Source organism: Microbispora sp. NPDC004025 (genome assembly GCF_053604425.1).
Genome location: NZ_JBSGHN010000009.1, coordinates 293,429 through 315,144, shown reverse-complemented (window position 1 = coordinate 315,144; position 21,716 = coordinate 293,429). Strand labels below are relative to the sequence as shown.

The following is a 21,716-nucleotide window of genomic DNA, read 5'->3' as shown; positions in this document are numbered from 1 at the left end:
CTTGGCCTGCCCCGCCCGATGCACCCGCCCCACCCGATCAGCAAGAGCACACGTGATCCGATCCCGGGCGAACAACAACTCCTCGGCCTCGGCCAGGCAGATGTCCACATCGTCCGGAACCGGCGCCAACGCCAACGACTGCGCCGACTCACGAACAGAACCCACCAACACCCACGACGACCGCCCCCTATTCCGACCGGCACCGGCCTCGTAATCACCGGCACCGTCGCTCGTGGCTTGGTCATCGGTGGGAGCGCCATCATCAGCACCGCCATCAGCGCCATCGACAGGGCCACAGGTAGGGCCGTCATTCATGGGTGAGCCACCCACGTGCCCGCCGTGCACAAACCCGACGCTGCAATCGTCACGGGCGAGCGAACCCTCGGAGGACCACAACGGCGAATCGGCGACCAATCGGTCCCACCAGCCGTTATCGGTGATGTTCGAACGACGAGGGTGTGCAGGATCGAACTCGAAAAGATCCATCACACCCCCAATAAATTCGAAATCCTGTACTAATTATTTCCTCCCTATGCCGATCAGAGCAACCGGCCCGGAGAAGTAGTTGGAGTTACAGGCAGAACCGGCACAGAGGAGAAACAGCTCGCATATGCAGCCCATTGGCTTCAGTGGCACTCGCCGCATATGAGTCACTTTTCGGGCATGGCCTTTACGTTGTAGATTTCTGCCAGCCCTCGGCGGTAGGCGATCCGGAGATCGGGGGCGCCCTCCACCGCGCCGGACCTCAGCGCCCGCCGTCGCGGGGCCGTACGACCGCGACGGGGCAGTGCGCGCGGTGCAGCACCGCGTGGCTGACCGAGCCGATCAGCGCGCCGTGCACACCGCCCAGCCCTCGGGAGCCGACGACCACGAGATCGGCCACGAGCGAGGCGTCCGCCAGCGCCGGGACCGGGTGGCCGCAGACCGCCGACTCGACGAGCGGGACGTCCGGGTGCTTGTCACGCCACGGCGCCAGCCGCAGCCGCGCCGCGCGCGACTCGTTGTCGTAGATCTCCTCGAGCATCGCACCGTAACCGACGGCGAAGGGCGAGAACGTCGGCATCTCCCAGGCGTACACCGCGTGTACCCGGCCGCGCCGCGCCCGGGCCTCCTCGAAGGCGAACTCCAGGGCCGCCTCCGAATGGGGTGACCCGTCGAAGCCGACGACGACCTCGTGGTACTCGTCGCGGTGCGGCTCGCGCACGACCACGACGGGAACTTCCGCGTGACCGGCCAGGCCGAGGCCGACCGACCCGAGGACCAGTCCGGAGAACCCGCCCAGCCCCCGGCTGCCGACCACGAGGGCCCCCGCCCCCGAGGACCCGGCGCGCAGCGTCTCGACGACCGTCCCCTCCGCAAGCTCCGTGGTCACCTCCAGATCGGGTGCGATCTCGCGGGCGCGGGCGGCGGCCGCGGCGAGCACACCCTCGCAGAACTCGCTGTAGGACTGCGCGAAGCCTTCGACCGCGTGGAACGGGTACTCGTGCGCCCATGGTTCGCGCACATGGACGATCCTCAGCTCCGCGCCCCGGCGCCGCGCGTCGTCCGCCGCCCATTCCAGTGCCGCCGTCGCGGGCTTCGATCCGTCGACGGCGACGACGATCTGTCCGGCCATGTGCTCTGCCTCCTGTGCTCAAGCGCTACGCGGGCGCGGGGGGGTTGGTGCTCCCGGCCACCATCGCACCGTGTCCGCTGCCCAGGGCGCAGCAGACCAAAGTCCTCAGACGCCGGGACTTCCGCCCGCCGGGAAGGCCGCGGGACCTTCGGCCCTGCCCGCCGGTGCGCCCCGGGCGTGTGATGGAAGTCGCGGGCCTGTCCCCGGACCCGCCACCGCGACCGCGACCGGAAGGAGGCCGCCATGCACATGAAGGTGCAGGACGTCATGACCACAGACGTCGCGTCCGTCCACGCCGGCACGCCGTTCAGGGACATCGCCGAAGTGCTGATCGCCCGCGCCGTGAGCGCCGTTCCCGTCGTGGACGGAGACGGCCGGGTGCTCGGCGTCGTGTCCGAGGCCGACCTGCTGCGCAAGGAGGAGTTCAGGGAGCAGTACTACCGCGAGGGATACCGGCCGCCGTTGCGCGCACGGCTGCGCGACCGCATCGGACAGGAGAGCGGGGCGCGGGCCAAGGCGACCGGCGAGACGGCCGCCGAGTTGATGACCTCCCCCGCCGTCACCGTCACCCCCGGCACGACCACGGTCGCGGCGGCACGCCTCATGGACGAGCGCGGGGTCAAGCGACTGCCCGTCGTGGACGCCGAGGGCCGGCTGAGGGGCGTCCTCAGCCGGCACGACCTGCTCAAGACGTTCGTACGCGCCGACGGCGAAATCGAACGCGAGGTGCGCGTGGAGATCCTCGGCCGGAGCCTGTGGGTGGACACCTCCAGGGTAGGCGTCCACGTCCATCAGGGCGTGGTGACGCTCACCGGCAGGGTGGACCGGCACAGCGACGCGCGGGTCGCCGTACGGATGACGCGCCGGGTCAGCGGAGTCGTCGACGTCGTGGACCACCTGGAATGGGACGAGGACGACTCCCCTGCCGGGAGGCTGCCGTAGCGGCCGCCCGCCTCAGGCCCTCGACAGCCTGATCACGTTCCAGGAGACCGGCGGCAGCACGATCCGGAGCGGATCGCCGCGGTGATCGGTGTTGGCCCGTGGCGTCACCCGCCCGGGGTCGTCGGCCGTGTTGCGGGCGTACACGTCCTCGTGCGTGAGGGTCGTCGCCTCGGCGATCCGGACGGCGCCCCCGGCCGTGCCGCCGACGGCTCCCAGCGCCCGCGCGTCGAGCTCCAGCTCCACGGGCTCGCCCACCGACCTGTTGACCACGAACAGCGTCGTGTCCTCCCCGTCGTGGGTGGCGACCGCGTGGAGCACGGGCACCTCGCCGAACTCGGCGGTCTCGTACGACGGGCAGGCGGGCTCGACCCGTACGACCTCGCCCCTGGCGTACCGCGCCGCCTGCGCGAACGGGTGGAAGGTCGTCTGCCGCCAGGCCCTGCCGCCGGGCTCGGTCATGATGGGCGCGATCACGTTCACGAGCTGGGCCAGGCAGGCCGCCGCGACCCGGTCGCTGTGCCGCAGCAGCGTGATGATCAGGCTGCCGAGGGCCACGGCGTCGGCGAGGTGGTAGTGGTCCTCCAGCAGCGGCGGCGCGACCGGCCAGTCCGGCGGGGGCGGCGCCGACTGGAAGCGGCTCATGTACCAGACGTTCCACTCGTCGAACGAGACGGTGATCCGCTTGCTGGAGCCGAGCCTGGCCCCGACCTGGTCGGCGGTGGACACGACCGTGGAGATGAAGTGCTCCATGTCGGCCGCGCAGGCGAGGAAACCGGCGAGGTCGCCGTTCTTCTCCTCGTAGTAGGCGTGGCAGGAGATGTGGTCGACCAGGTCGTAGGTCTCCTCCAGGACGGTCGCCTCCCAGGCTCCGAAGGTCGGCATGGAGGAGCCGGAGCTGCCGCAGGCCACCAGTTCGAGACCGGGGTCGACCATGCGCATGGCCCGCGCGGTCTCCGCGGCGAGCCTGCCGTACTCGCGGGCGGTCTTGTGCCCGATCTGCCAGGGACCGTCCATCTCGTTGCCCAGGCACCACATGCGGATGTCGTGGGGCTCCTTGGCGCCGTTGGCGACCCGCAGGTCGGACAGCGCGGTGCCGGACGGGAGGTTGCAGTATTCGAGCAGGTCGAGGGATTCCTGGACACCCCGCGTGCCGAGATTGACCGCCATCATCGGCTCCAGCCCGGCCAGGCGGGTCCACCGGACGAACTCGTCGACCCCGATCTCGTTGGTCTCCGTGCTGTGCCACGCCAGGTCGAGCCGCCGGGGGCGCCGCTCGCGGGGGCCGACGCCGTCCTCCCAGCGGTAGCCGGAGACAAAGTTGCCGCCGGGGTAGCGCACCGTGGTCACGCCGAGCTCGCGGGTGAGCGCGAGGACGTCGCCGCGGAATCCCTCCTCGTCCGCCGTGGGGTGGCCGGGTTCGTAGATGCCCGTGTAGACGCAGCGGCCGAGGTGCTCGACGAACGTGCCGAACGTCCGGCGCCGTACGGGGGCCACCCGCTGGGCGGGGTCGATGGTCAGCTGTGCTTGGAGCACGAGGGGGTCTCCTTCACCGGGACGACGCTCTCGGCGATTGTTAGCGCTATCAACCATCCGGGTCAAGAGGTGATCACGCCGGTCCATGGATCGAGTCGCTCCCGCCCGGGCATGCTCACAGTCAAGACAACCTTCCGGGGCGGGAGCGAGCATTGTGACTGGCGGCGTGACGATCGGCCGGGCCGGCCGGGCCCGGCGCAGTGGACCGCGGTGGGCGTTCGTCGTACTGGCCGTGTCCGGCCTGCTGGCGGGCGCGTGCGGGACCGGCCCGGAAAGCGCCCGCGGGCGCGCGTCGGCGGCCACTCCGGCTCCCTCCGTGTCTCCCCCGGCGTCCCCCGCCGCGTCTCCCCTGGCTTCCCCCTCCGCGTCCGGGGGCTCCCTCGTGGCGGGCCGCTACCAGCCGCTGTGGCCGTTCGCGGACGAAGAACAGGTGCGGAACTGGCAGAAGAGCTACCGTTCGGGTGGCCACCAGCCCTGGCACCTGGACGCGGCGCAGACCGCGCTCTCCTTCACCCAGGGTTTCCTGGGCTTCAAGGGTGTCGACCAGGTGGTCGAGCGCACGGTGACCGGCGCGCACGCCCGCGTCTCCGTCGGCATCCGCGGCGAGGGCGGCGGACGGCCGGGCATCGCCGCCGTCATCCACCTGGTCAGGTTCGGCACCGGTAAGGACGCGCCGTGGGAGGTCGTGGGCACCGACGACACCACCTTCTCCCTCACCACCCCCCGCTACGGCGCCCTCGTGTCCTCACCCGTGAAGGTGGGCGGCAGGATCACGGGAGTGGACGAGCGCATCCGGGTGCGGGTGCGCGCGGCCGGGAGCGCCGGCCCCCTCGGCGAGCGCTGCTGCGTCTCGGCCGGAGGGGACAACGCCCCCTGGTCCGCCACCGTTACCTTCCGCGCGGCCCCGGGCCGGACGCTCACCGTCGTCGCGAGCACCGGCGGCCACGTGGCCGAGGTCGAGCGCTTCACCGTCACCGGTGTCCGGGTCGCGCCGTAAGTCCCGGACGACAAGCACGGTTGTCAGTGGCCCCGGCGGATCCACTCGTCGAGGTGCGGCAGTTCCGCGCCGATCGTCGTGCTGTCGCCGTGGCCGGTGTGCACGACGGTCTCGGGCGGCAGGACGAGCAGGCGGTCGCGGATCGAGTCGACGATCACGCCGAAGTCGGAGAACGAACGGCCGGTCGCGCCGGGGCCGCCCTGGAACAGGGTGTCACCGGTGAAGACGACGCCCAGGTCGGGCGCGTGGAAGCAGCAGGCGCCGGGAGCGTGCCCGGGTGTGTGGAGCACTTCGAGGCGGGTTCCGGCGACCTCGACGACCTGCCCGTCGGACAGCGTGCCACCCGGCTCGCGGTCGGGGTGGGTGAGCCGCCAGACCGGCAGGTCGGCCGGGTGCAGCAGGACGGGCGCCCCGGTCGCCTCCGACAGCTCCGGCGCGACCCTGACGTGGTCGTCGTGGGCGTGGGTCGCGAGGATGGCCAGGACGCGCCGGCCCGCGATCACGTCGGTGATCGCCTTGACGTCGTGGGGCGCGTCGAACACCACGCACTCGTCGTCGTCGCCGAGCACCCACACGTTGTTGTCCACGTCGAAGGTCTGGCCGTCCAGGCTGAAGGTGCCGGACGTGACGGCATGGTCGATACGGGCACTCACGTGAAGATCACCACCGAGCGGAACATGCCCTTATTCTGCACACGGTCCGCGAGGAGCCGCGACCGGGGGTCACGGTCCCTGCCGCTGGTCCTCGGCGGTCCGGGAGGGCTTGGGCGGCAGCACCGGCTCCAGGCGGAACATCCCGGCGGACACATCGTCGTTCCGGGGTGCGGCCCCCCGCCTGCCCGCGACCGCCACGAGCACGTCGGTCACGGTGACGAGCCCCTGCAGGGTGCCGGAGGCCCCCATGACCGGGACGACGTCCACCCCCGACTCCAGCATGACGGCCGCCACGGCGGGCAGCGGCGCGTCGGGCGGCACGTGCGGGCACCTGCGCCCCGCGAGCAACTGCCGCACCTGGCTGCTCGACTGCTCCGCCGGGCCGCCGGACCAGTGGGCCGCGATGTCCTCCCGGGTGAGCACGCCGATGATGCGGGAACCCGCGTCCACCACGGGCAGGTGGTGCATCGACCCCCGGCGCATGAGTTCCCAGGCCATGAGCGGCGACTCGTCCGGTTTCACGGTCACGAGCACCCTGCTCATCACGTCGGCGGCGGTCATGGCTTCTACGCTCATCGTGTCCTCCCCGCGGCGCACCGGCCAACTCCATCCGACCACTGCCGCCATACCCGGCGCAGTGCCGAACGACCCTACGGCCGGGGACCTCCGGCACCTGCCCGTACGGCCGCCGCGGCGATGAAATGACCAGGTCAGGGCAGGAGCCGGAGGAAGACGCGGGAGGTGGGCGATGCTGGCCGGTGAGGTCATGAGCAGCCCGGTGATCACGTTGCGCCGGGACGACTCCGTACGGCGGGCGATCCGGGTGCTGTACGACCACGAGATCACGGCCGCCCCCGTGCTCGGGGACCACGGCGAGCTGGTCGGGATGGTCAGCGAGATCGACCTGCTGTGCGGCGCCTTCGCGACGGGCGGCCCTGCGCCCCGGACGGTGGCGGACGTCATGTCGCGTCAGGTGAGCACGGTCGAGGACACCGCCGACGCGAGGGTGCTGACGGACCTCATGATCACGAGAAGGATCAAGAGCGTGCCGGTGCTGCGCGACGAGCGGGTGGTCGGGATGGTCAGCCGCCGCGACCTCATGGCGCTGCTGGCCAGGTCGGACGAGGAACTGCGCGACGCCGTCCTGGCCGCGCTGCGCGAGCGCTATCCCTCCGGGGCGTCGTGGGAGGTGACCGTGCGCGACGGTGAGATCGACCTGCACGGCCCCGAGGGCCAGGGCCCCCAGCACGTGGCCGACCTGCTCGCGCAGGCGGTCCCCGGGGTGCGGCCGGCCCGTCTCCTGTCATGACAGAACGCCCCTCACCACGGCGACCGGGCAGTGCGCGTGGGCGAGCAGGGCGCGGCTGACCGAGCCGAGCACGGCGGCGGTGAAGGCGTTGCGGCCGTGGGAGCCGACGACGAGCAGGACGGCCCGGGACGACGCCTCGGCCAGCGCGGAGACCGGATGGCCGCGGACCATGTCCAGCTCGGTCTCCACGTCGGCGTACGCGCCCTGCCACGACCGCAGCTCCCCGCGCGCGTACTCCTCCGCGGCCCGCCGCATCTCGTCCAGGTCCGTCTTGATCACGGGCCCGTACGGCACGGGCGGCTCCCAGGCGCACACGATCCGCATCCGCAGGCCGCGCAGCCGCGCCTCCTCGAACGCGTACGCCAGGGCGGCCTCGGACGTCTCGGTGCAGTCGAAGCCCGCCACGATCTCCTCCGCCGCCTCCGGGGCGGAGGGACGTACGACGACGACCGGCACGGCGACGTGCCCGGCGACCTGGTTGCCGACCGACCCGAGCAGCATGCCGGGGAAGCCGCCCGCGCCGTGGCTGCCGATCACGACTTCGGCGGCTCCGGAGGCCTGCTCACGCAGGACGCGGCCGGGACGCCCCTCGGCCAGCTGTGTGGTCACGACGAGGCCGGGCCGCCGGCCCCGGGCGGCCCGAGCGGCGTGGTCGAGGATCTGCCGTCCCGAGGGCGCCAGCTTGTCGTAGCAGTCGGGGATCGGGTAGCGCGGGCCGTCGTACGGCAGGCGGTCGACGGCGTGGACCACCCGCAGGGGCACGCCCCGCAGGCCTGCGTGGTCGGCCGCCCACTCCACCGCCGCGGTCGCTCCGGTGGACCCGTCGGTGCCGGCGACGACAGGATCGATGAACGGGGTCATGGCGCGGTGCCTCCTGACGTCAGCGGCAGCGGGACGCTCCAGCACAGCCGGGTGCCCCCGGTGGCGAGGGCCTCGGCGGCGCAGGACCCGCCCAGGCTCTCGGCGCGGTCGCACAGGTTGCGCAGGCCGCTGCGGCGCCCCCGCGCGGGGATGCCGATGCCGTCGTCCTCCACGAGCAGGGTCAGGCGGTCCTTCTCCAGGCGCACCGTGACGGCGGCCCGGCCGGCGTGAGCGTGCCGCACCACGTTGGAGATCGCCTCTCTCGCGACGGCCAGCAGGTGCTCCCCGACGACGGCGGGCACGCGGGTGTCGAGCTGGCCCTCCAGGCGCAGGGCCGGCAGGAAACCGAGGGGCTCCCGCGCGCCCTCCACCAGCTCGACGAGCCTGGCGCGCAGCCCGGGGGCGCCGGCCGGGGCCCGCAGGGCGAAGATCGTGGTGCGGATCTGCCGGATCGTGCCGTCGAGTTCGTCGATGGCGGCCCGCAGGCGCGCGGCCACCTCCGGGTGCTCCTCCAGCCGGACGGCGCCCGTCAGCGTCATCGCGACCGCGAACAGCCGCTGGATGACGACGTCGTGCAGGTCCTTGGCGATGCGGTCGCGGTCCTCGAGCAACCCGAGCCGTTCGGCGTCCCTGCGCGTCTCGTCCAGCTCGAGCGCGACGGCCGCGTGGCCGGCGAAGGAGTGCAGCATGCACATCTCCGGCCGGCTGAACGGGACGCGGCCCGGCCGCCGGCCCAGCGTCAGCACCCCCCGCACCGCGCCCGGCGCCCCGAGCGGCACCGCGCACACCGCACCGGCGCCCGCCGCTTCCCCGACGGCGGTGATCAGATCGGTGTCGCCCAGGTCGGCGACCACGCGGGGCTCCGCGTGGACGAAGACCTGCCCGGCCAGCGAGCCCTCGACGGGCAGCAGGCGCCCCCGCGCCGCGGCGCCGATTACCTCGCCGTCGGTGATCACGACCCGCAGCGTCCGTCCGCCCTCCTCGGGCAGGAGGATCGCCACCGCGTCGGCGGCGGCCATCCGCCGGGCGTGGCCGGCGATCAGCGTCAGCACCCGCGGCGTCTCGGCGCCGGACAGCAGGCTCCTGGTGATCTCCGCGGACGCGCGCAGCCAGGTCTCCCTGCGGCGGGTGTCCTCGTACAGCCGGGCGTTCTCGATCGCCACCCCGGCGGCGCCGGCGAGGGCGACGACGATCGCCTCGTCGTCCTCGTCGAACTCCCCTCCCCCGCGCTTGTCCGTCAGGTAGAGGTTGCCGAACACCTCCCCCCGGACCCGTACGGGCACGCCGAGGAAGCCGGTCATCGGGGGGTGGCCGGGCGGGAAGCCGTACGACTCGGGGTGATCGGAGATGCGGGCCAGCCGCAGCGGCCGGGGTTCCTTGATCAGCAGTCCGAGCAGGCCGAGCCCGTGCGGCCAGTGCTCGATCCTGGCGATCTCCTGCTCACTCAGCCCTACCGGGACGAACCGGACAAGGGTGTGGTCTTCCCCGATCAGGCCGAGCGCGCCGTATCGGGCGTCGACCAGCGTGGCGGCGGTCTCGACGATCCGGCGCAGCACGGTCTCCAGATCGAGGCCCTCGCCCACCGAGACGACCGCCTCGAGCAGCGCGTGGACCCGGTCACGCGTCGCCAGGACCGCCTGCAGTCTCGTGTGCAGCTCGGTCAGCAACCCGTCCAGGTGAGTCCGCGGGATCATGGCCGCCTCCCCCGTCGGCGCCACGCGTATCCGCCACAGATGAAGTGTCGCAAACCGGAGCACTCCCGGCTCCGGCCCTTTGCCAGGTCGCGACCGGCTTCTTACTGTCCGTGTACGCCTACGCGCTCCCGACCCCTGACATACCCGGACATACTCGGAGATGAGCCGGATCGGACCACGGGGGTGGGCCATGAGTGAGCGGCGTGACGGCGTCATCCGGGTCGCCTGGCACGGAGCCGACCGGTTCGACGTCCGGATCCGGCGCCATGTGGTCCGCGCCGACCAGCCGGCGGACGCCGGCGGGAGCGACACCGGGCCCACTCCGGCCGAGCTGTTCGTGGGCGGCGTCGCCGCCGGAGTCGCCTGCTGCGCCGAACGCTACCTGCGCCAGCGCCAGCTGCCCGCCGGGGTCGGGGTCACCGCGCGGTACGGCCTGGGCGTGTGTCCCGGGCGGATCGACAACATCGAGCTGTCGGTGGACGCCCCCGGCCTGCCCGCGGGGCTGCGCGACTCGCTCCTGTCGGTCCTGGAGCACTGCGCCCTCCGCACCACGCTGCGGGTGCCGCCGCAGGTCACGTTCGAGGTCCGCCAGGCCGTTCCCGGGTCAGCCGTTCCCGCAGCCCACGTGCCGTACGGCGGCCCGCGGCCAGGACCGGCGGGGTCATCGGGGCACCAGGGGTGAAGTCGCCGCCCTCGATGCCGACGACGACCAGCTCGCCCGGCAGCTGGGCCACCAGGGGTTCCAGAGATTCGATCACGACGGCGTCCACGGCGTCCACGGCGTCCCCCCTCGCCCGTTCGCCCCTCCCAGTACTCGACTCCCGTAGGGCGGTGAAACTTTCATGCCCGTACCGGTACGACGGACCGCGTCCGGCCCGTTCACCTGACATCCGCCCGTGATCATGGTGACATTCCTGGAGCGAGGTTCGCCGAATCGGCCGCCGGAGATCCCGGCACGACGAGAGGACAGGCAATGGCAGGGCTCTTTTTTTCGGGCGCTCATGAAACCGGTTTCAGGCGCAGGCCCACCCTCTGGATCGCCGCGGCCGCCCTGGCCGCCAGCGCGGCGATCGGCGCCAGCCCCGCGAACGCGGACACGGCGTCCTGCTCGATCTCGTGGTCGAGAATCTCCCAGTACGTCGTCGGGTTCACGGCGGAAGGACGAGTGGTGAACACCGGGACGACCCCCCTGAAGGGATGGCGGGTCTCCTGGACGTTCACCGGGGACGAGAAGCTCTTCTCCCTGCTGACCACGTTCTGGACGCAGACCGGGCAGAGCGTCACCGGCACCAACGTGTCCTGGAACGGCACCATCGCTCCGGGAGGGAGCGTCCCCATCACGGCGGTCGGAAACTCCACGGGCGGCACGTTCGGGCTGACCGGGCTGACCTGCACTCCCCTGTAAGACGCCTCAGGCCCGCGTGACGGCCGCCCGGTAGTCGCCGGCGATGCCGGCCGCGACGGCCAGCAGCGGGTCGACCAGGCGGGGCAGCTCGCGCACCCGCCGTGAGGACACCACGATGCCGACGGCCGCGACGGGCCGGTCCCCGACCAGCACCGGCGCGGCCGCCGAGCAGGAGCCGAGCGTCATCTCCTCGTGCGTGGTCGCGTACCCCTGGGCGCGCACCTGGGTCAGTTCGCGGGCCAGCCGGCCCGGCTCGGTGATGGTGTGCGGGGTGGGCCGCTCCAGCGGCCGGGACAGGTAGGCCGTGACAAACCAGCCCGGCTCGAAGGCGAGCAGCGCCTTGCCGACGCCGGTCGGGTGCATGGGCAGGCGGGAACCGGTCCGGGACATGATCGGCACCGCCCGCTTGCCGTACACCTTGTCCACGTAGAGGACCTCGATCCCGTCGCGCACCGCCAGGTGGACGTTCTCGCCGGTGCCGCCGAACAGCTCCTGCAACCAGGGGTGCGCCACCTCCTGCAGCGGGTCGGGGGCGAGCTGCCCCAGCTCCCACAGGCGGCGGCCGATCTGGTAGCGGCCGTCGGCGCCGCGACGCAGCGCACGCCACTCCTCCAGCTCCCCCACGAGCCGGTGGACGGTGCTCAGCGCCATGCCGGTCCGCCCGGCGATCTCCGTCAGCGTGAGCCGGGGATGCTGGACGTCGAAGGCGCCCAGGATGGCCAGGGTGCGGGAGGTGACCGAGCGTCCCTGATCGCGCGCGCCGCCGGACATGGTGCCCCTCACTCGGTAAAAACGCCGTCATCTTCCACTGAGCAGAAGCCAAGCCTACGCAGGGCGGCCCGTGCTCCCGATCCTCTAAGGCATGCGAACTCAGGTCGGGATCATCGGAGCGGGACCGGCGGGCCTGCTGCTCTCCCATCTCCTTCATCTGCGCGGGATCGAGTCCGTGGTGCTCGAACGCCGCAGCAGGGAGTACGTCGAGCGGCGGGTGCGGGCCGGGGTGCTCGAACAGGGCACGGTGGACACGCTCGTCGAGGCGGGCGTCGGCGAGCGGATGCGGCGGGAGGGCCTGCCCCACCACGGCATCGAGCTGCGGTACGGCGGGGCGGGCCACCGGATCGCCTTCGAGCGGCTGGTGCCCGGCCGGGCCATCACCGTGTACGGCCAGCAGGAGGTCGTCAAGGACCTCATCGCCGCCCGGCTGGCGGCCGGGGGCGACGTCCGCTTCGAGGTGGACGACGTGGCGGTGCACGATATCGACACCGACCGGCCATACCTCACTTTCGGGGCCGAGCGGCTGGACTGCGACGTGATCGCGGGGTGCGACGGCTTCCACGGCGTGTCCCGGCCGTCGATCCCCGAGGGCGTGCTGACCGAGTATCGCCGCGACTATCCCTTCGCCTGGCTCGGCATCCTGGCCCGGGTGAAGCCGTCGTCGGAGGAGCTGATCTACGCGCGGACCGAGCGCGGCTTCGCGTTGCACAGCATGCGCTCCCCGGAGATCAGCCGGTTCTACCTCCAGGTCGCGCCCGACGAGGACCTCGCCGAGTGGCCCGACGAGCGGATCTGGGCCGAGCTGCGGACCCGGCTGGAGACCGTGCCCGGCTTCACCCTCGCGACCGGCGAGATCATCGAAAGAGGGATCACGCCGATGCGCGGCTTCGTGGCCGAGCCCATGCAGTACGGCAGGCTGTTCCTGGCCGGGGACGCGGCGCACATCGTGCCGCCGACCGGCGCGAAGGGCCTCAACCTGGCGGTCGCCGACGTGCGGGTGCTGACCGAGGCGCTGGTGCGCTTCTTCGCCGACGGCTCGACGGAGGCCCTGGACGGCTACTCGCGGGCCTGTCTGCCCCGGGTGTGGCGGGCCCAGCACTTCTCGTGGTGGATGACGACGCTGCTGCACACGTTCGAGTCCGACGACGCCTACGCCAGGAAGCTGCAGACCTCCTATCTCGACTACGTGACGTCCTCGGAGGCGGCGGGGACGACGCTGGCGGAGAACTACGTGGGCCTGCCCTATGACGAGGAGACACCGTGACACACCCGCCCTACCTGTATCCGGACTACGCCAGCACCGTCCTGCGGGCGCCCTCCCGGGAGCCGCTGCCGATGAAGGAGGACCCCGAGGCGGCCGAGCTGACCGGCCCGGTCTTCGGCCGCGGCGAGGTGGACCCGCTCGACGCCGACCTGACCGCCGGGCACGCGGGCGAGCCGCTCGGCGAGCGCATCATCGTCACCGGGCGCGTCCTCGACGCCTCGGGCCGGCCGATCCCGGGCACGCTGGTGGAGATCTGGCAGGCCAACTCCGCCGGGCGGTACGCCCATCAGCGCGACCAGCACCCGGCGCCGCTCGACCCCAACTTCACCGGCGCGGGCCGGTGCCTGACCGACGACGAGGGGCGCTACCGGTTCGTCACGATCAAACCGGGCGCCTATCCCTGGCGCAACCACCCCAACGCGTGGCGGCCCGCGCACATCCACTTCTCGGTGTTCGGCACGGCCTTCGCCCAGCGCCTGGTGACCCAGATGTACTTCCCGGGCGATCCGCTGTTCGCCTTCGACCCGATCTTCCGGTCCATCCCCGACCCGGCCGCCCGCGAGCGGCTCGTCGCCGCGTTCGACCTCGACGTCACCGAGCCGGAGTGGGCGCTCGGCTACCGCTGGGACGTGGTGCTCGGCCGTACCCCGATGGAGGACGCGTGACCACCCCCTCGCAGACCGTCGGCCCGTTCTTCGGGTTCGCCCTGCCGTACGCCGCCGACTGGGAGCTCGCGCCCGAGGAGCATCCGGGAGCGGTGACGATCACCGGCCGGGTGCTGGACGGCGCGGGCGAGCCGATCCCGGACGCCCTGCTGGAGCTCTGGACGGGCGAGTCGGGGACGCGGGGCGCCCTGGGCCGCAGCGGGACCGGAGTCTCCGGCTTCGGCCGGTGCGCCACCGCGCCCGACGGCTCCTACCGGTTCCGCCTCGTGCCGCCCGCCCGGCCGTACCTGGCGCTGCTGGTCTTCGCGCGGGGCCTGCTCAAGCCGGTGCGGACCCGCGTCTACCTCGCCGACGTGCCCGACCCGCTGCTCGGTTCGCTGGACCCGGCCCGCCGCGCGACGTTGCTCGCCCGCCCGGACGGGCAGGACGCCTACCGGTTCGACGTACGGCTGCAGGGCGAGGAGGAGACGGTCTTCCTTGAGTTCTGATGCAGGGCTCCTGAGCCCCGTGTGGGCGGGCACCGGCGTGGCGGCGGTCACGGACGACGACGCATGGCTGCGGGCGATGCTGGAGACGGAGGTCTGCCTCGCACGGGCGCAGGCCCGCCTCGGCGTCGTCCCTGAGCGGGCCGTCGCCGCGATCGCCGAGGCGGCCCGCCCCGAGCGGTTCGACGTCACCGACCTGGCCCGGCGGGCCAGGGACGCGGGCAACCCCGTCGTGCCGCTGGTGAAGGATCTGCGGGCCGCGGCCGGCGAGGCGGGCTCGTGGGTGCATCACGGCGCCACCAGCCAGGACATCCTCGACACCGCGTCGATGCTGGTGGCCGCGCGGGCCCGCGAGGTGATCCTGCGCGACCTCGGCCGGGTGCTCGCCGCACTGGTCCGGCTGGCCGCCCGGCACCGTGACACGCCGATGGCGGCCCGTACGCTCGGGCAGCAGGCCGTGCCCACCACGTTCGGGCTGAAGGCCGCCGGGTGGCTGACCGGCTGCCGGGACGCCCGCGATCGCCTGGCGGCCGTGCGGCCGCCGGTCCAGCTGGGCGGCGCGGCCGGGACGATGGCCGGATACGGGGAAAGAGCGCTCGATCTGCTGCCGCTGTTCGCGGCGGAGACCGGGCTGGCCGAGCCGGTGCTGCCCTGGCACGCGCTGCGCACCCCGGTCACCGACCTGGCCTGCGCGCTCGCCGCCGTGACGGGCGCGCTGGGCAAGCTCGCCACCGACGTGATCCTGCTGGCGCAGAGCGAGGTGGGCGAGGTCGCCGAACCCTCCGCGCCGGGCCGGGGCGGCTCGTCGGCGATGGCGCACAAACGCAACCCGGTGCTCGCCACGATGATCAGGTCGGCGGCGTCGCAGGCGCCCGCGCTCGCGTCGGTCCTGCTCGCCTCGCGGGTGGCCGAGCACGAGCGGCCCGCCGGGAGCTGGCACGCCGAGTGGCAGCCGCTGCGCGAGTGCCTGCGCCTGGCGGGCGGCGCGGCCGAGACGGCCGCCGAGCTGGCGGACGGGCTGGAGGTGTTCCCCGAGCGCATGCGGCACAATCTCGATCATCTGCTCGCCGTGCTGGCCGACCACGGGGAGGACCCCGGCATCGGAGCGGCGGCCGCTCTGGTCGACCGGGCTCTGGAGCACCACAAGGGAAAGGCGCCATGATCCCGCACCACCGATTCGACGGGCCGCCGGACGCCCCGGTCGTCGTGCTCGGGCCCTCGCTGGGCACGACCCTCGACCTGTGGGAGCCCCAGCTCCCCGTGCTCACGCGCACCTGGCGGGTGCTCCGCTACGACCTGCCCGGCCACGGCGGATCCCCGGCCTCGTCCGGCTTCACGCGTGGCCTGACCGTGGACGACCTCGCCGGCGGGGTGCTGGCGCTGCTCGACCGGCACGGCCTGGACTCGGTCGCGTACGCCGGGGTGTCGCTGGGCGGGGCCGTCGGGACCACGCTGGCGCTGCGGGCCCCGGACCGCGTCGCGAGCCTGGTCCTGTGCTGCACCTCCGCCCGGTTCGGGACCCCGGAGAGCTGGCGCGAACGCGCCGCGCTGGTCCGTGCCGAGGGCACCGGGCCCTTGACCGAGGCGACGAGAGGCCGGTGGTTCACGGCGGGCTTCCCCGGCGCCGGGCGCTACCTGGACATGCTGGCCGGCGTGGACCCCGAGGGGTACGCCGCCTGCTGCGACGCCCTGTCGGCGTTCGACGTCCGCGACCGGCTCGGCGAGGTCCGCGCCCCCGCGCTGGTGGTGGCGGGGGCGCAGGACCCGGCCACCCCGCCCGAGCACGCCGAGGTCCTGGCCGGAGGCATCCCCGGCGCGGAGCTGCTGGTGGTCCCGGGGGCCGCCCACCTGGCCACGGCCGAACGCCCGGACGTCGTGAACGAGGCGATCGTGCGCCACCTGACCACCCGCTGGAGGACGGCGTGAGCTACGACGACGGCATGCGCGTGCGCCGCGAGGTGCTGGGCGACGCGCACGTGGACCGGGCGCGGGAGCGCACCACCGAGTTCACCGCGGACTTCCAGGATTTGATCACCCGGTACGCCTGGGGGGAGATCTGGACCCGGCCGGGGCTGGACCGCCGGACCCGCAGCTGCATCACGCTCACCGCCCTGGTCGCCCACGGGCACCTGGAGGAGCTGGCCATGCACGTGCGGGCCGCCCTGCGCAACGGGCTCACCACCGACGAGATCAAGGAGGTGCTGCTGCAGACCGCGATCTACTGCGGCGTGCCCGCCGCCAACGCCGCGTTCGCCGTCGCCCAGCGGGTGCTCGCGGAGGACGCGCAGGGGGAGGCCGGATGACCTTTCTCGTGGTCGGGGAGAGCCTGGTCGACCTGATCGGCGCACCCGGGTCGTGGACCTTCACCGCCGTGCCCGGCGGCAGCCCGCTCAACGTCGCCGTGGCCCTCGCGGCGCTGGGCCGGCCGGTGCGGTTCGCGGGCGAGGCCGGGGACGACTTCTTCGGCGGCCTGCTCCGCGATCATCTGACCCGGCACGGGCTCGGGACCGGCGACCTCGCCCCGGCGGCGGCGACCGGACTGGCCTTCGCCCGCGTCGGCGCGGACGGCTCGGCCTCCTACGACTTCCGTTTCGACTGGGCCTTCTCCGCTCCGGTCGCGCTCGACGGGGTGACCTGCCTGCACACCGGCTCGCTGGCCACGCTGGCGGCCCCGGGCGGTGATCACGTCAGAGGCCTGATGCGGGCCGCCGCCGAGGCGGGGATCACGGTGTCCTACGACCCGAACATCCGGCCGTCCCTCGTCGGCGACCGGGCGCGTGCCCTGGCCCACGTCGAGGAGTGCGTACGGATCGCACGCCTGGTCAAGGCGAGCGCCGAGGACCTCGACTGGCTGTATCCGGGCGAGCCCTGGCCCGAGGTGGCGCGGCGCTGGGCCGGCCTCGGCCCGGCTCTCGTCGTGGTCACCCGGGGCGGCGACGGCGCCGCGGCGGTGCTGGACGGCGAGGTGATCACCTGCCCGGCCCCGGCCGTCGAGGTGGTGGACACGGTCGGCGCGGGCGACACCTTCACCGCCGCCTACCTCGACGCGCTCGGCCCGCTCGACGGCGCTCCACTACGCGCGGAGCGCGTGGCCGAGGCACTGCGGCGCGGCTGCGCCGCCGCCGCGATCGTCTGCACCCGCGCCGGAGCGGTCCCGCCGACCCGGGAGGAGGTGAAGTCCTTCTCCCCGGGTACGGGTGCCTCACGAGACGAGGAGGGACATGAATGATCGAGATAATCCCTGTCGACACCCCCTCCCTGGGCGACCGCAGCTACCTCGGCACCGACGGTGACGTCGCCTTCGTGGTGGACCCGCAGCGGGACATCGACCGGATGCTCCGCCTGGCCGAGCGGCGCGGCGTCGAGATCCGCCACGTGTTCGAGACCCACGTGCACAACGACTATGTGACCGGCGGGCCGGCGCTGGCCGAGGCCACCGGCGCGGACTATCACGTGAACGCGGCCGACCCCGTGATGTTCGACCGCTGCCCGATCGAGGACGGGGACGTGGTCGAGATCGGCCCGCGGACGCGCCTGCGCGCCGTCGCCACCCCCGGCCACACCTTCACCCACCTGTCGTACGTGCTGGAGTCGCCGGACCGGCCGCCCGCCGTCTTCACCGGAGGCTCTCTGCTGCACGGCACGACCGGGCGGCCCGACCTGCTCGGCCGCGAGCACACCGGCACGCTGGCACGGGCCCAGTACGCCTCGGCGAACCGGCTGGCCCGCGAGCTGCCGCCCGAGACGGACGTCCTGCCCACGCACGGGTTCGGCAGCTTCTGCTCGGCCACCCAGTCGGAGGTCACCGAGTCGACCATCGGCATGGAACGACGGGTCAACCCGGTCCTGACGTGCGGCGAGGACGAGTACGTCCGGTCGCTGCTGGCCGGGCTGGACGCCTACCCCGCCTACTACGCGCACATGCCCACGCTCAACCGGGCCGGGGCGGACGCGCCCGACCTGTCCGCGCCGCGCCGCGCGAACGCCGCCGAGCTGCGGCGCCGCCTTCGGGCCGGCGAGTGGGTCGTGGACCTGCGGTCCCGTACGGCGTTCGCGGCGGGCCATCTGGCCGGGGCGCTCAACTTCGGGCTGGACGGCGACTTCGCCGTCTACCTGGGCTGGCTCATCCCGTGGGGAACACCGGTGACGTTGCTGGGCGAGACGCCGGGGGACATCGCGCAGGCCCAGCGCGAACTGGCGCGGATCGGCATCGACCGCCCCGCCGCGGCCGCCACCGGAGGACCCGCCGACTGGACCGGCGACGACAAGCCCGCGTCCATGCCCGCGGCGACCTTCGCCGACCTGGCGACCGTGCGCCGCCACCGCCCGATCGTGGTCCTGGACGTGCGCCGCGACGCGGAGTGGCGCGAGTCGCACGTGCCCGGCGCGGTCCACATCCCGCTGCACGAGCTGCCGTCGCGGCTGCACGAGGTGCCGGAGGGCGAGGTGTGGACGCACTGCGCCAGCGGCTACCGGGCGTCCATCGCCGCCTCGATCCTGGCCGCCGCCGGGCGCGAAGGCGACGTCGTCGCCGTCCACGACGACTACGACCCGCACGCTGTGATCGCGCGGTCCGCCGCATCCGCTGGGTCCGGCCTGGCGCGACATCCCTGGTGACCACGCGCCCGATGCGCCGTCGTCACCCGAGGGCGAGCAGCGCGATCACCGTGCGGGCCGCCTGCCCGCCCTCCTCCTCGGCGATCGCCAGGGCGGCCCCGGCGTCCAGGTCGTCCAGCAGCGCGCGCACCGCCGCGCGCTCGCCGGCCGCCGGCGTCCCCGGCCGCCCGGCCGCCGCATGGAGGCGCTCCAGCCGGGCGGCGGCCTCCTCCGGACCGCCGGGGCGGTAGTCCCAGTCGGCCGCCCACGGGTGATCGAGCAGCAGCAGGCGCACGGCGCCGGCCGGGTAGTCCCGCAGCAGGTCCGCGGTGAACACGAGGTTGCCCGCCGACTTGGCCATCTTCGCGCCGTCCACGCGCACCACCCCCACGTGCAGCCAGGCGCGGGCGAACGGCCGCACCCCGGTCGCCGCCTCGGCCATCGCGGCCTCGTACGCGTGGTGCGGGAAGCGCAGGTCGGCGCCGCCCGCGTGCAGGTCGAGGGCCGGCCCGTACGTCGTCAGCGCCATGGCGGCGCACTCGGCGTGCCACCCGGGCCGTCCGTCGCCCCACGGGCTCGGCCAGCCCGGCTCCCCCGCCCTCGACCGCCGCCAGACGGCGACGTCCGCGGGGTCGTCCGCGCCCGGGTCGTCCGGATCGTCGCCGAACTCCGCCAGCAGGCGGGCCGCCTCCTCGGCGCCGAGCCCGGCCCGCTCGCGCACGCCCGCGCCGCGGAAGTACACCGCGCCGTCCCGCTCGTAGGCGTGGCCCAGCTCCACCAGGGCGCGGGCGAGCGCCACGACCTGCGGCACGTACGTGTGCGCCCGCGGCTCGTACGTCACCGGGTGCACGTGCAACGCCGCCATGTCCCGGTCGAAGTAGAACTGCTGCACCGCGGCGAAGCTGTCGTACGGGCTGCCGGCCCGGCGCGCGGCCGAGGTGAGCACGTCGTCCACGTCGGTGACGTTGCGGCAGACCTCGACGGGCACGCCGGCGTGCCGCAGCACCCGGGCCGCCACGTCGGCCCACACGAACGTCCTGGCGTGGCCGAGGTGGGTGGTGTCGTAGGGCGTGATCCCGCACACGTACATCCGGGCGCGGCCCACCACGGGCAGCGGCCGCCTGCCGATCGTCAGCATCGAACCCCCTTCATCGCGGGCGGAGGAACTCCCGCAGCCGGTCGAGTGGCCAGGTGTTGATTACCCGATCGGGGGTGAGCCAGCCCCGCTGCGCGGTGCCGACGCCGTATCGCATGTTCGCCAGGTGCGGCACGGCGTGCGCGTCGCTGTCGATCGCGAACAGCACGCCCCGGCCGGCCGCCCGCCTGACGAGGTCCGCGGGCAGGTCGAGCCGGTCGGGGAAGGCGTCGATCTCCAGCGCCGTGCCGGTGCGGACGCAGGCGTCGAACACCCGCGGCCAGTCGGCGTCCACCGGCTCCCGCCTGCCGACGACCCGCGCCGTCGGATGTCCGATGATCTTCACGTACGGGTTCTCGCAGGCCCGGATCAGCCGCCGGGTCATCTCCTCGGCCGGCTGGGTGAAGTGCGAGTGCACCGAGGCCACGCACAGGTCGAACCCGGCCAGGAACTCCGGCGGCCAGTCGACCTCGCCCTCCGGGCCGATGTTGAGCTCGCACCCGTGCAGCAGCGTCATGCCGGGGCGGGCGGCGCCGAGGCGGCGGAGCCGCTCGCGCTGGCCGAGCGCCTTCTCGCCGGTCATCCGCTGCATGGACAGGTCGGGCGCGTGGTCGGTCACCGCGTAGTAGTCGTAGCCCCGGGCGGCAGCCGCCTCGGCCATCTCCTCCATCGGCGCGAGCCCGTCGGTCAGGTCGGTGTGGGTGTGCAGGTCGCCGCGGATGCCGGCCATGGTCACGACCTCGGGCAGCTCCTCGCCGAGCGCGGCCTCGATCTCGCCGGTGTCCTCGCGGAGGGCCGGCTCGATCCACGGCAGGCCGAGCATGCCGTACACCTCCGCCTCGTCCGCCGAGGCGATCTTCTCGCCGGTCGCCACGTCGAACACGCCGTACTCCGACAGCTTCAGCTTCCGGTGCACGGCGATCTCCCTCGTGCGGATGTTGTGCGCCTTCGAGCCGGTGAAGTACTGCAGCGCGGCCCCCCAGGAGTCCCCCGGCACCACCCGCAGGTCGACCTGGAGCCCCGACGCCGTGCGCACCGAGCTCTTGGTCTCGCCGTGCGCGATCACCTCGGTGACGTACGGCAGCGTGGTGAAGGCCGCCATCAGGGCGGCCGGATCCCCGGCCGTGGCCAGGACGTCGACGTCGCCGATCGTGTCCTTCATCCGCCGCAGCGACCCGGCGTAGGCGCACCGCTCGCAGCCCGGCACGGCCGACAGCGCGGGGACGACCTCCTCCGCGACGGCCATGGCGATCCCGATGTGCACCCGGCTGCCGGTCTTGCGCATCACCTCGATGCCGTGCAGCAGGTTCTCCTCGGTCTTCGCGCCGAACCCGTGCAGCCCCTGCAGGGCCCCGGCGTGGATCGCGTGTTCCAGCTTCTCGACCGAGTCGACGCCCCGCTCGTGATACAGCACCATGGCCTTCTTCGGCCCGAGCGTGGGGATCGTGGTCAGCATGCGGACCCCGGCGGGGATCTTCGTCCGCAGCTCCTCCAGCTGGTGGATCGACCCGGTCCGCAGATATTCGTCGATCTTCGCGGCGATCGACGCGCCGACGTTCGGGATCGACCGGAGCCCCGTCGCGTCCATGCCGTCGATCTCCCGGCCGTACCCGCCGACCGACCGGGCCGCCTTCTCGTAGACCCGCACCTTGAACGCGTCGCCCCCGGTGATCGCGATCAGGTCGGCGTACTCCTGCAGCAGCCCGGCGACCTCCTCGTTGCACCGTCTCATCGCAGGCACCCCCAGGCCAGCCTGCCACGCGTCCCCGGGCCGTCTCCAGGTGCCGA

Annotated in this window: 24 protein-coding genes; 13 read left to right on the top strand and 11 right to left on the bottom strand. The window is 73.3% G+C overall.

The annotated features are described in order from the left end of the window. Both ACWEQG_RS23620 and ACWEQG_RS23615 read right to left on the bottom strand, forming a co-directional pair. Nucleotides 1–486, bottom strand: a 486-nt coding sequence (locus tag ACWEQG_RS23620; protein ID WP_452287771.1) for a hypothetical protein, incomplete at its 3' end; no start/stop codon positions are given. Between the two features lie 259 nt (nucleotides 487–745). Further along, nucleotides 746–1,615, bottom strand: a complete 870-nt coding sequence (locus tag ACWEQG_RS23615; protein ID WP_452287769.1) for a universal stress protein — start codon at nucleotides 1,613–1,615, stop codon at nucleotides 746–748. Between the two features lie 243 nt (nucleotides 1,616–1,858). On the opposite strand from ACWEQG_RS23615, the gene ACWEQG_RS23610 reads away from it, so the two are divergent. Continuing rightward, a complete protein-coding gene (locus tag ACWEQG_RS23610) occupies nucleotides 1,859–2,557 on the top strand; it encodes a CBS domain-containing protein (protein WP_452287767.1) in 699 nt (232 codons plus the stop codon). Between the two features lie 12 nt (nucleotides 2,558–2,569). Here ACWEQG_RS23610 and arfA read toward each other — a convergent pair whose 3' ends face one another. Beyond that, nucleotides 2,570–4,090, bottom strand: coding sequence for an arabinosylfuranosidase ArfA (gene arfA, locus ACWEQG_RS23605; RefSeq protein WP_452287765.1), 1,521 nt, complete (start codon nucleotides 4,088–4,090; stop codon nucleotides 2,570–2,572). Nucleotides 4,091–4,256: 166 nt separating this feature from the next. Here arfA and ACWEQG_RS23600 point away from each other — a divergent pair, with 166 nt between their 5' ends. Further along, nucleotides 4,257–5,087: a hypothetical protein gene (locus ACWEQG_RS23600; protein WP_452287763.1), complete on the top strand. Its 831-nt coding sequence runs from the start codon at nucleotides 4,257–4,259 to the stop codon at nucleotides 5,085–5,087. 23 nt (nucleotides 5,088–5,110) lie between these two features. On the opposite strand, the gene ACWEQG_RS23595 is transcribed toward ACWEQG_RS23600, so the two are convergent. Together ACWEQG_RS23595 and ACWEQG_RS23590 are read right to left on the bottom strand one after the other, a co-directional pair. Then, on the bottom strand, nucleotides 5,111–5,740 hold the full coding sequence (locus ACWEQG_RS23595; protein WP_363469207.1) for an MBL fold metallo-hydrolase: 630 nt from the start codon (nucleotides 5,738–5,740) through the stop codon (nucleotides 5,111–5,113). Between the two features lie 69 nt (nucleotides 5,741–5,809). Further along, nucleotides 5,810–6,316: a CBS domain-containing protein gene (locus tag ACWEQG_RS23590; protein WP_452287761.1), complete on the bottom strand. Its 507-nt coding sequence runs from the start codon at nucleotides 6,314–6,316 to the stop codon at nucleotides 5,810–5,812. A 172-nt stretch (nucleotides 6,317–6,488) separates the two neighbouring features. Between ACWEQG_RS23590 and ACWEQG_RS23585 the strand changes: the two genes are divergently transcribed. After that, complete coding sequence (locus ACWEQG_RS23585; protein WP_452287759.1) at nucleotides 6,489–7,049, top strand: CBS domain-containing protein; 561 nt, start codon at nucleotides 6,489–6,491, stop codon at nucleotides 7,047–7,049. Here ACWEQG_RS23585 and ACWEQG_RS23580 read toward each other — a convergent pair. Both ACWEQG_RS23580 and ACWEQG_RS23575 read right to left on the bottom strand, forming a co-directional pair. After that, nucleotides 7,044–7,910, bottom strand: a complete 867-nt coding sequence (locus tag ACWEQG_RS23580) for a universal stress protein (protein ID WP_452287757.1) — start codon at nucleotides 7,908–7,910, stop codon at nucleotides 7,044–7,046. The two genes, ACWEQG_RS23585 and ACWEQG_RS23580, sit on opposite strands and share 6 nt — an antisense overlap. After that, nucleotides 7,907–9,604, bottom strand: a complete 1,698-nt coding sequence (locus ACWEQG_RS23575) for a GAF domain-containing protein (protein WP_452287755.1) — start codon at nucleotides 9,602–9,604, stop codon at nucleotides 7,907–7,909. The genes ACWEQG_RS23580 and ACWEQG_RS23575 overlap by 4 nt, the downstream gene beginning before the upstream one ends. 190 nt (nucleotides 9,605–9,794) lie before the next feature. On the opposite strand from ACWEQG_RS23575, the gene ACWEQG_RS23570 reads away from it, so the two are divergent. Then, nucleotides 9,795–10,286: an OsmC family protein gene (locus ACWEQG_RS23570; protein WP_452287753.1), complete on the top strand. Its 492-nt coding sequence runs from the start codon at nucleotides 9,795–9,797 to the stop codon at nucleotides 10,284–10,286. A gap of 317 nt (nucleotides 10,287–10,603) precedes the next feature. Here ACWEQG_RS23570 and ACWEQG_RS23565 read toward each other — a convergent pair whose 3' ends face one another. After that, on the bottom strand, nucleotides 10,604–10,756 hold the full coding sequence (locus ACWEQG_RS23565) for a hypothetical protein (RefSeq protein ID WP_452287751.1): 153 nt from the start codon (nucleotides 10,754–10,756) through the stop codon (nucleotides 10,604–10,606). Between the two features lie 13 nt (nucleotides 10,757–10,769). On the opposite strand from ACWEQG_RS23565, the gene ACWEQG_RS23560 reads away from it, so the two are divergent. Continuing rightward, nucleotides 10,770–11,009 (top strand): cellulose binding domain-containing protein, encoded by a 240-nt coding sequence (locus ACWEQG_RS23560; protein ID WP_452287749.1) that lies wholly within the window; start codon nucleotides 10,770–10,772, stop codon nucleotides 11,007–11,009. A 6-nt stretch (nucleotides 11,010–11,015) separates the two neighbouring features. On the opposite strand, the gene ACWEQG_RS23555 is transcribed toward ACWEQG_RS23560, so the two are convergent. Beyond that, a complete protein-coding gene (locus ACWEQG_RS23555) occupies nucleotides 11,016–11,780 on the bottom strand; it encodes an IclR family transcriptional regulator (protein WP_363469183.1) in 765 nt (254 codons plus the stop codon). 91 nt (nucleotides 11,781–11,871) lie between these two features. Between ACWEQG_RS23555 and pobA the strand changes: the two genes are divergently transcribed. Genes pobA through ACWEQG_RS23515 form a run of 8 tightly spaced genes read left to right on the top strand, consistent with a single transcriptional unit; the run spans nucleotide 11,872 to nucleotide 18,814 of the window. Beyond that, nucleotides 11,872–13,047 (top strand): 4-hydroxybenzoate 3-monooxygenase, encoded by a 1,176-nt coding sequence (gene pobA / locus ACWEQG_RS23550; protein WP_452287747.1) that lies wholly within the window; start codon nucleotides 11,872–11,874, stop codon nucleotides 13,045–13,047. Further along, nucleotides 13,044–13,712, top strand: coding sequence for a protocatechuate 3,4-dioxygenase subunit beta (gene pcaH / locus ACWEQG_RS23545; RefSeq protein WP_452287745.1), 669 nt, complete (start codon nucleotides 13,044–13,046; stop codon nucleotides 13,710–13,712). The genes pobA and pcaH overlap by 4 nt, the downstream gene beginning before the upstream one ends. Next, the gene (locus ACWEQG_RS23540) at nucleotides 13,709–14,200 is read left to right on the top strand and encodes a dioxygenase family protein (protein WP_452287743.1); all 492 of its coding nucleotides are present in this window, start codon (nucleotides 13,709–13,711) and stop codon (nucleotides 14,198–14,200) included. Before pcaH ends, ACWEQG_RS23540 begins: the two co-directional genes overlap by 4 nt. Next, nucleotides 14,190–15,359, top strand: a complete 1,170-nt coding sequence (pcaB, locus tag ACWEQG_RS23535; RefSeq protein ID WP_452287742.1) for a 3-carboxy-cis,cis-muconate cycloisomerase — start codon at nucleotides 14,190–14,192, stop codon at nucleotides 15,357–15,359. Before ACWEQG_RS23540 ends, pcaB begins: the two co-directional genes overlap by 11 nt. After that, nucleotides 15,356–16,123, top strand: a complete 768-nt coding sequence (gene pcaD / locus ACWEQG_RS23530) for a 3-oxoadipate enol-lactonase (protein ID WP_452287740.1) — start codon at nucleotides 15,356–15,358, stop codon at nucleotides 16,121–16,123. The genes pcaB and pcaD overlap by 4 nt, the downstream gene beginning before the upstream one ends. Next, nucleotides 16,120–16,500: a 4-carboxymuconolactone decarboxylase gene (gene pcaC, locus ACWEQG_RS23525; RefSeq protein WP_452287738.1), complete on the top strand. Its 381-nt coding sequence runs from the start codon at nucleotides 16,120–16,122 to the stop codon at nucleotides 16,498–16,500. The genes pcaD and pcaC overlap by 4 nt, the downstream gene beginning before the upstream one ends. Then, nucleotides 16,497–17,426 (top strand): carbohydrate kinase family protein, encoded by a 930-nt coding sequence (locus ACWEQG_RS23520; protein ID WP_452287736.1) that lies wholly within the window; start codon nucleotides 16,497–16,499, stop codon nucleotides 17,424–17,426. Before pcaC ends, ACWEQG_RS23520 begins: the two co-directional genes overlap by 4 nt. Next, entirely contained in the window at nucleotides 17,423–18,814 is a 1,392-nt protein-coding gene (locus ACWEQG_RS23515) for an MBL fold metallo-hydrolase (protein ID WP_452287734.1), read from the top strand. The genes ACWEQG_RS23520 and ACWEQG_RS23515 overlap by 4 nt, the downstream gene beginning before the upstream one ends. Nucleotides 18,815–18,836: 22 nt before the next feature. Here the strand turns inward: ACWEQG_RS23515 and ACWEQG_RS23510 are convergent, their stop codons facing one another. Further along, nucleotides 18,837–19,931, bottom strand: coding sequence for a class I tRNA ligase family protein (locus ACWEQG_RS23510; RefSeq protein WP_452287732.1), 1,095 nt, complete (start codon nucleotides 19,929–19,931; stop codon nucleotides 18,837–18,839). 10 nt (nucleotides 19,932–19,941) lie between these two features. Continuing rightward, nucleotides 19,942–21,660, bottom strand: coding sequence for a DNA polymerase/3'-5' exonuclease PolX (gene polX / locus ACWEQG_RS23505; RefSeq protein WP_452287730.1), 1,719 nt, complete (start codon nucleotides 21,658–21,660; stop codon nucleotides 19,942–19,944). Between the last annotated feature and the right edge of the window lie 56 nt (nucleotides 21,661–21,716).

What these genes read in the sequence shown, in the direction of transcription:
- ACWEQG_RS23615 (WP_452287769.1), bottom strand. Translation starts at nt 1,615, where the DNA reads ATGGCCGGACAGATCGTCGTCGCCGTCGACGGATCGAAGCCCGCGACG.
- ACWEQG_RS23610 (WP_452287767.1), top strand. Translation starts at nt 1,859, where the DNA reads ATGCACATGAAGGTGCAGGACGTCATGACCACAGACGTCGCGTCCGTC.
- ACWEQG_RS23590 (WP_452287761.1), bottom strand. Translation starts at nt 6,316, where the DNA reads ATGAGCGTAGAAGCCATGACCGCCGCCGACGTGATGAGCAGGGTGCTC.
- ACWEQG_RS23585 (WP_452287759.1), top strand. Translation starts at nt 6,489, where the DNA reads ATGCTGGCCGGTGAGGTCATGAGCAGCCCGGTGATCACGTTGCGCCGG.
- ACWEQG_RS23580 (WP_452287757.1), bottom strand. Translation starts at nt 7,910, where the DNA reads ATGACCCCGTTCATCGATCCTGTCGTCGCCGGCACCGACGGGTCCACC.
- ACWEQG_RS23575 (WP_452287755.1), bottom strand. Translation starts at nt 9,604, where the DNA reads ATGATCCCGCGGACTCACCTGGACGGGTTGCTGACCGAGCTGCACACG.
- ACWEQG_RS23570 (WP_452287753.1), top strand. Translation starts at nt 9,795, where the DNA reads ATGAGTGAGCGGCGTGACGGCGTCATCCGGGTCGCCTGGCACGGAGCC.
- ACWEQG_RS23555 (WP_363469183.1), bottom strand. Translation starts at nt 11,780, where the DNA reads ATGTCCGGCGGCGCGCGCGATCAGGGACGCTCGGTCACCTCCCGCACC.
- pobA (WP_452287747.1), top strand. Translation starts at nt 11,872, where the DNA reads ATGCGAACTCAGGTCGGGATCATCGGAGCGGGACCGGCGGGCCTGCTG.
- pcaD (WP_452287740.1), top strand. Translation starts at nt 15,356, where the DNA reads ATGATCCCGCACCACCGATTCGACGGGCCGCCGGACGCCCCGGTCGTC.
- ACWEQG_RS23520 (WP_452287736.1), top strand. Translation starts at nt 16,497, where the DNA reads ATGACCTTTCTCGTGGTCGGGGAGAGCCTGGTCGACCTGATCGGCGCA.
- ACWEQG_RS23515 (WP_452287734.1), top strand. Translation starts at nt 17,423, where the DNA reads ATGATCGAGATAATCCCTGTCGACACCCCCTCCCTGGGCGACCGCAGC.
- ACWEQG_RS23510 (WP_452287732.1), bottom strand. Translation starts at nt 19,931, where the DNA reads ATGCTGACGATCGGCAGGCGGCCGCTGCCCGTGGTGGGCCGCGCCCGG.
- polX (WP_452287730.1), bottom strand. Translation starts at nt 21,660, where the DNA reads ATGAGACGGTGCAACGAGGAGGTCGCCGGGCTGCTGCAGGAGTACGCC.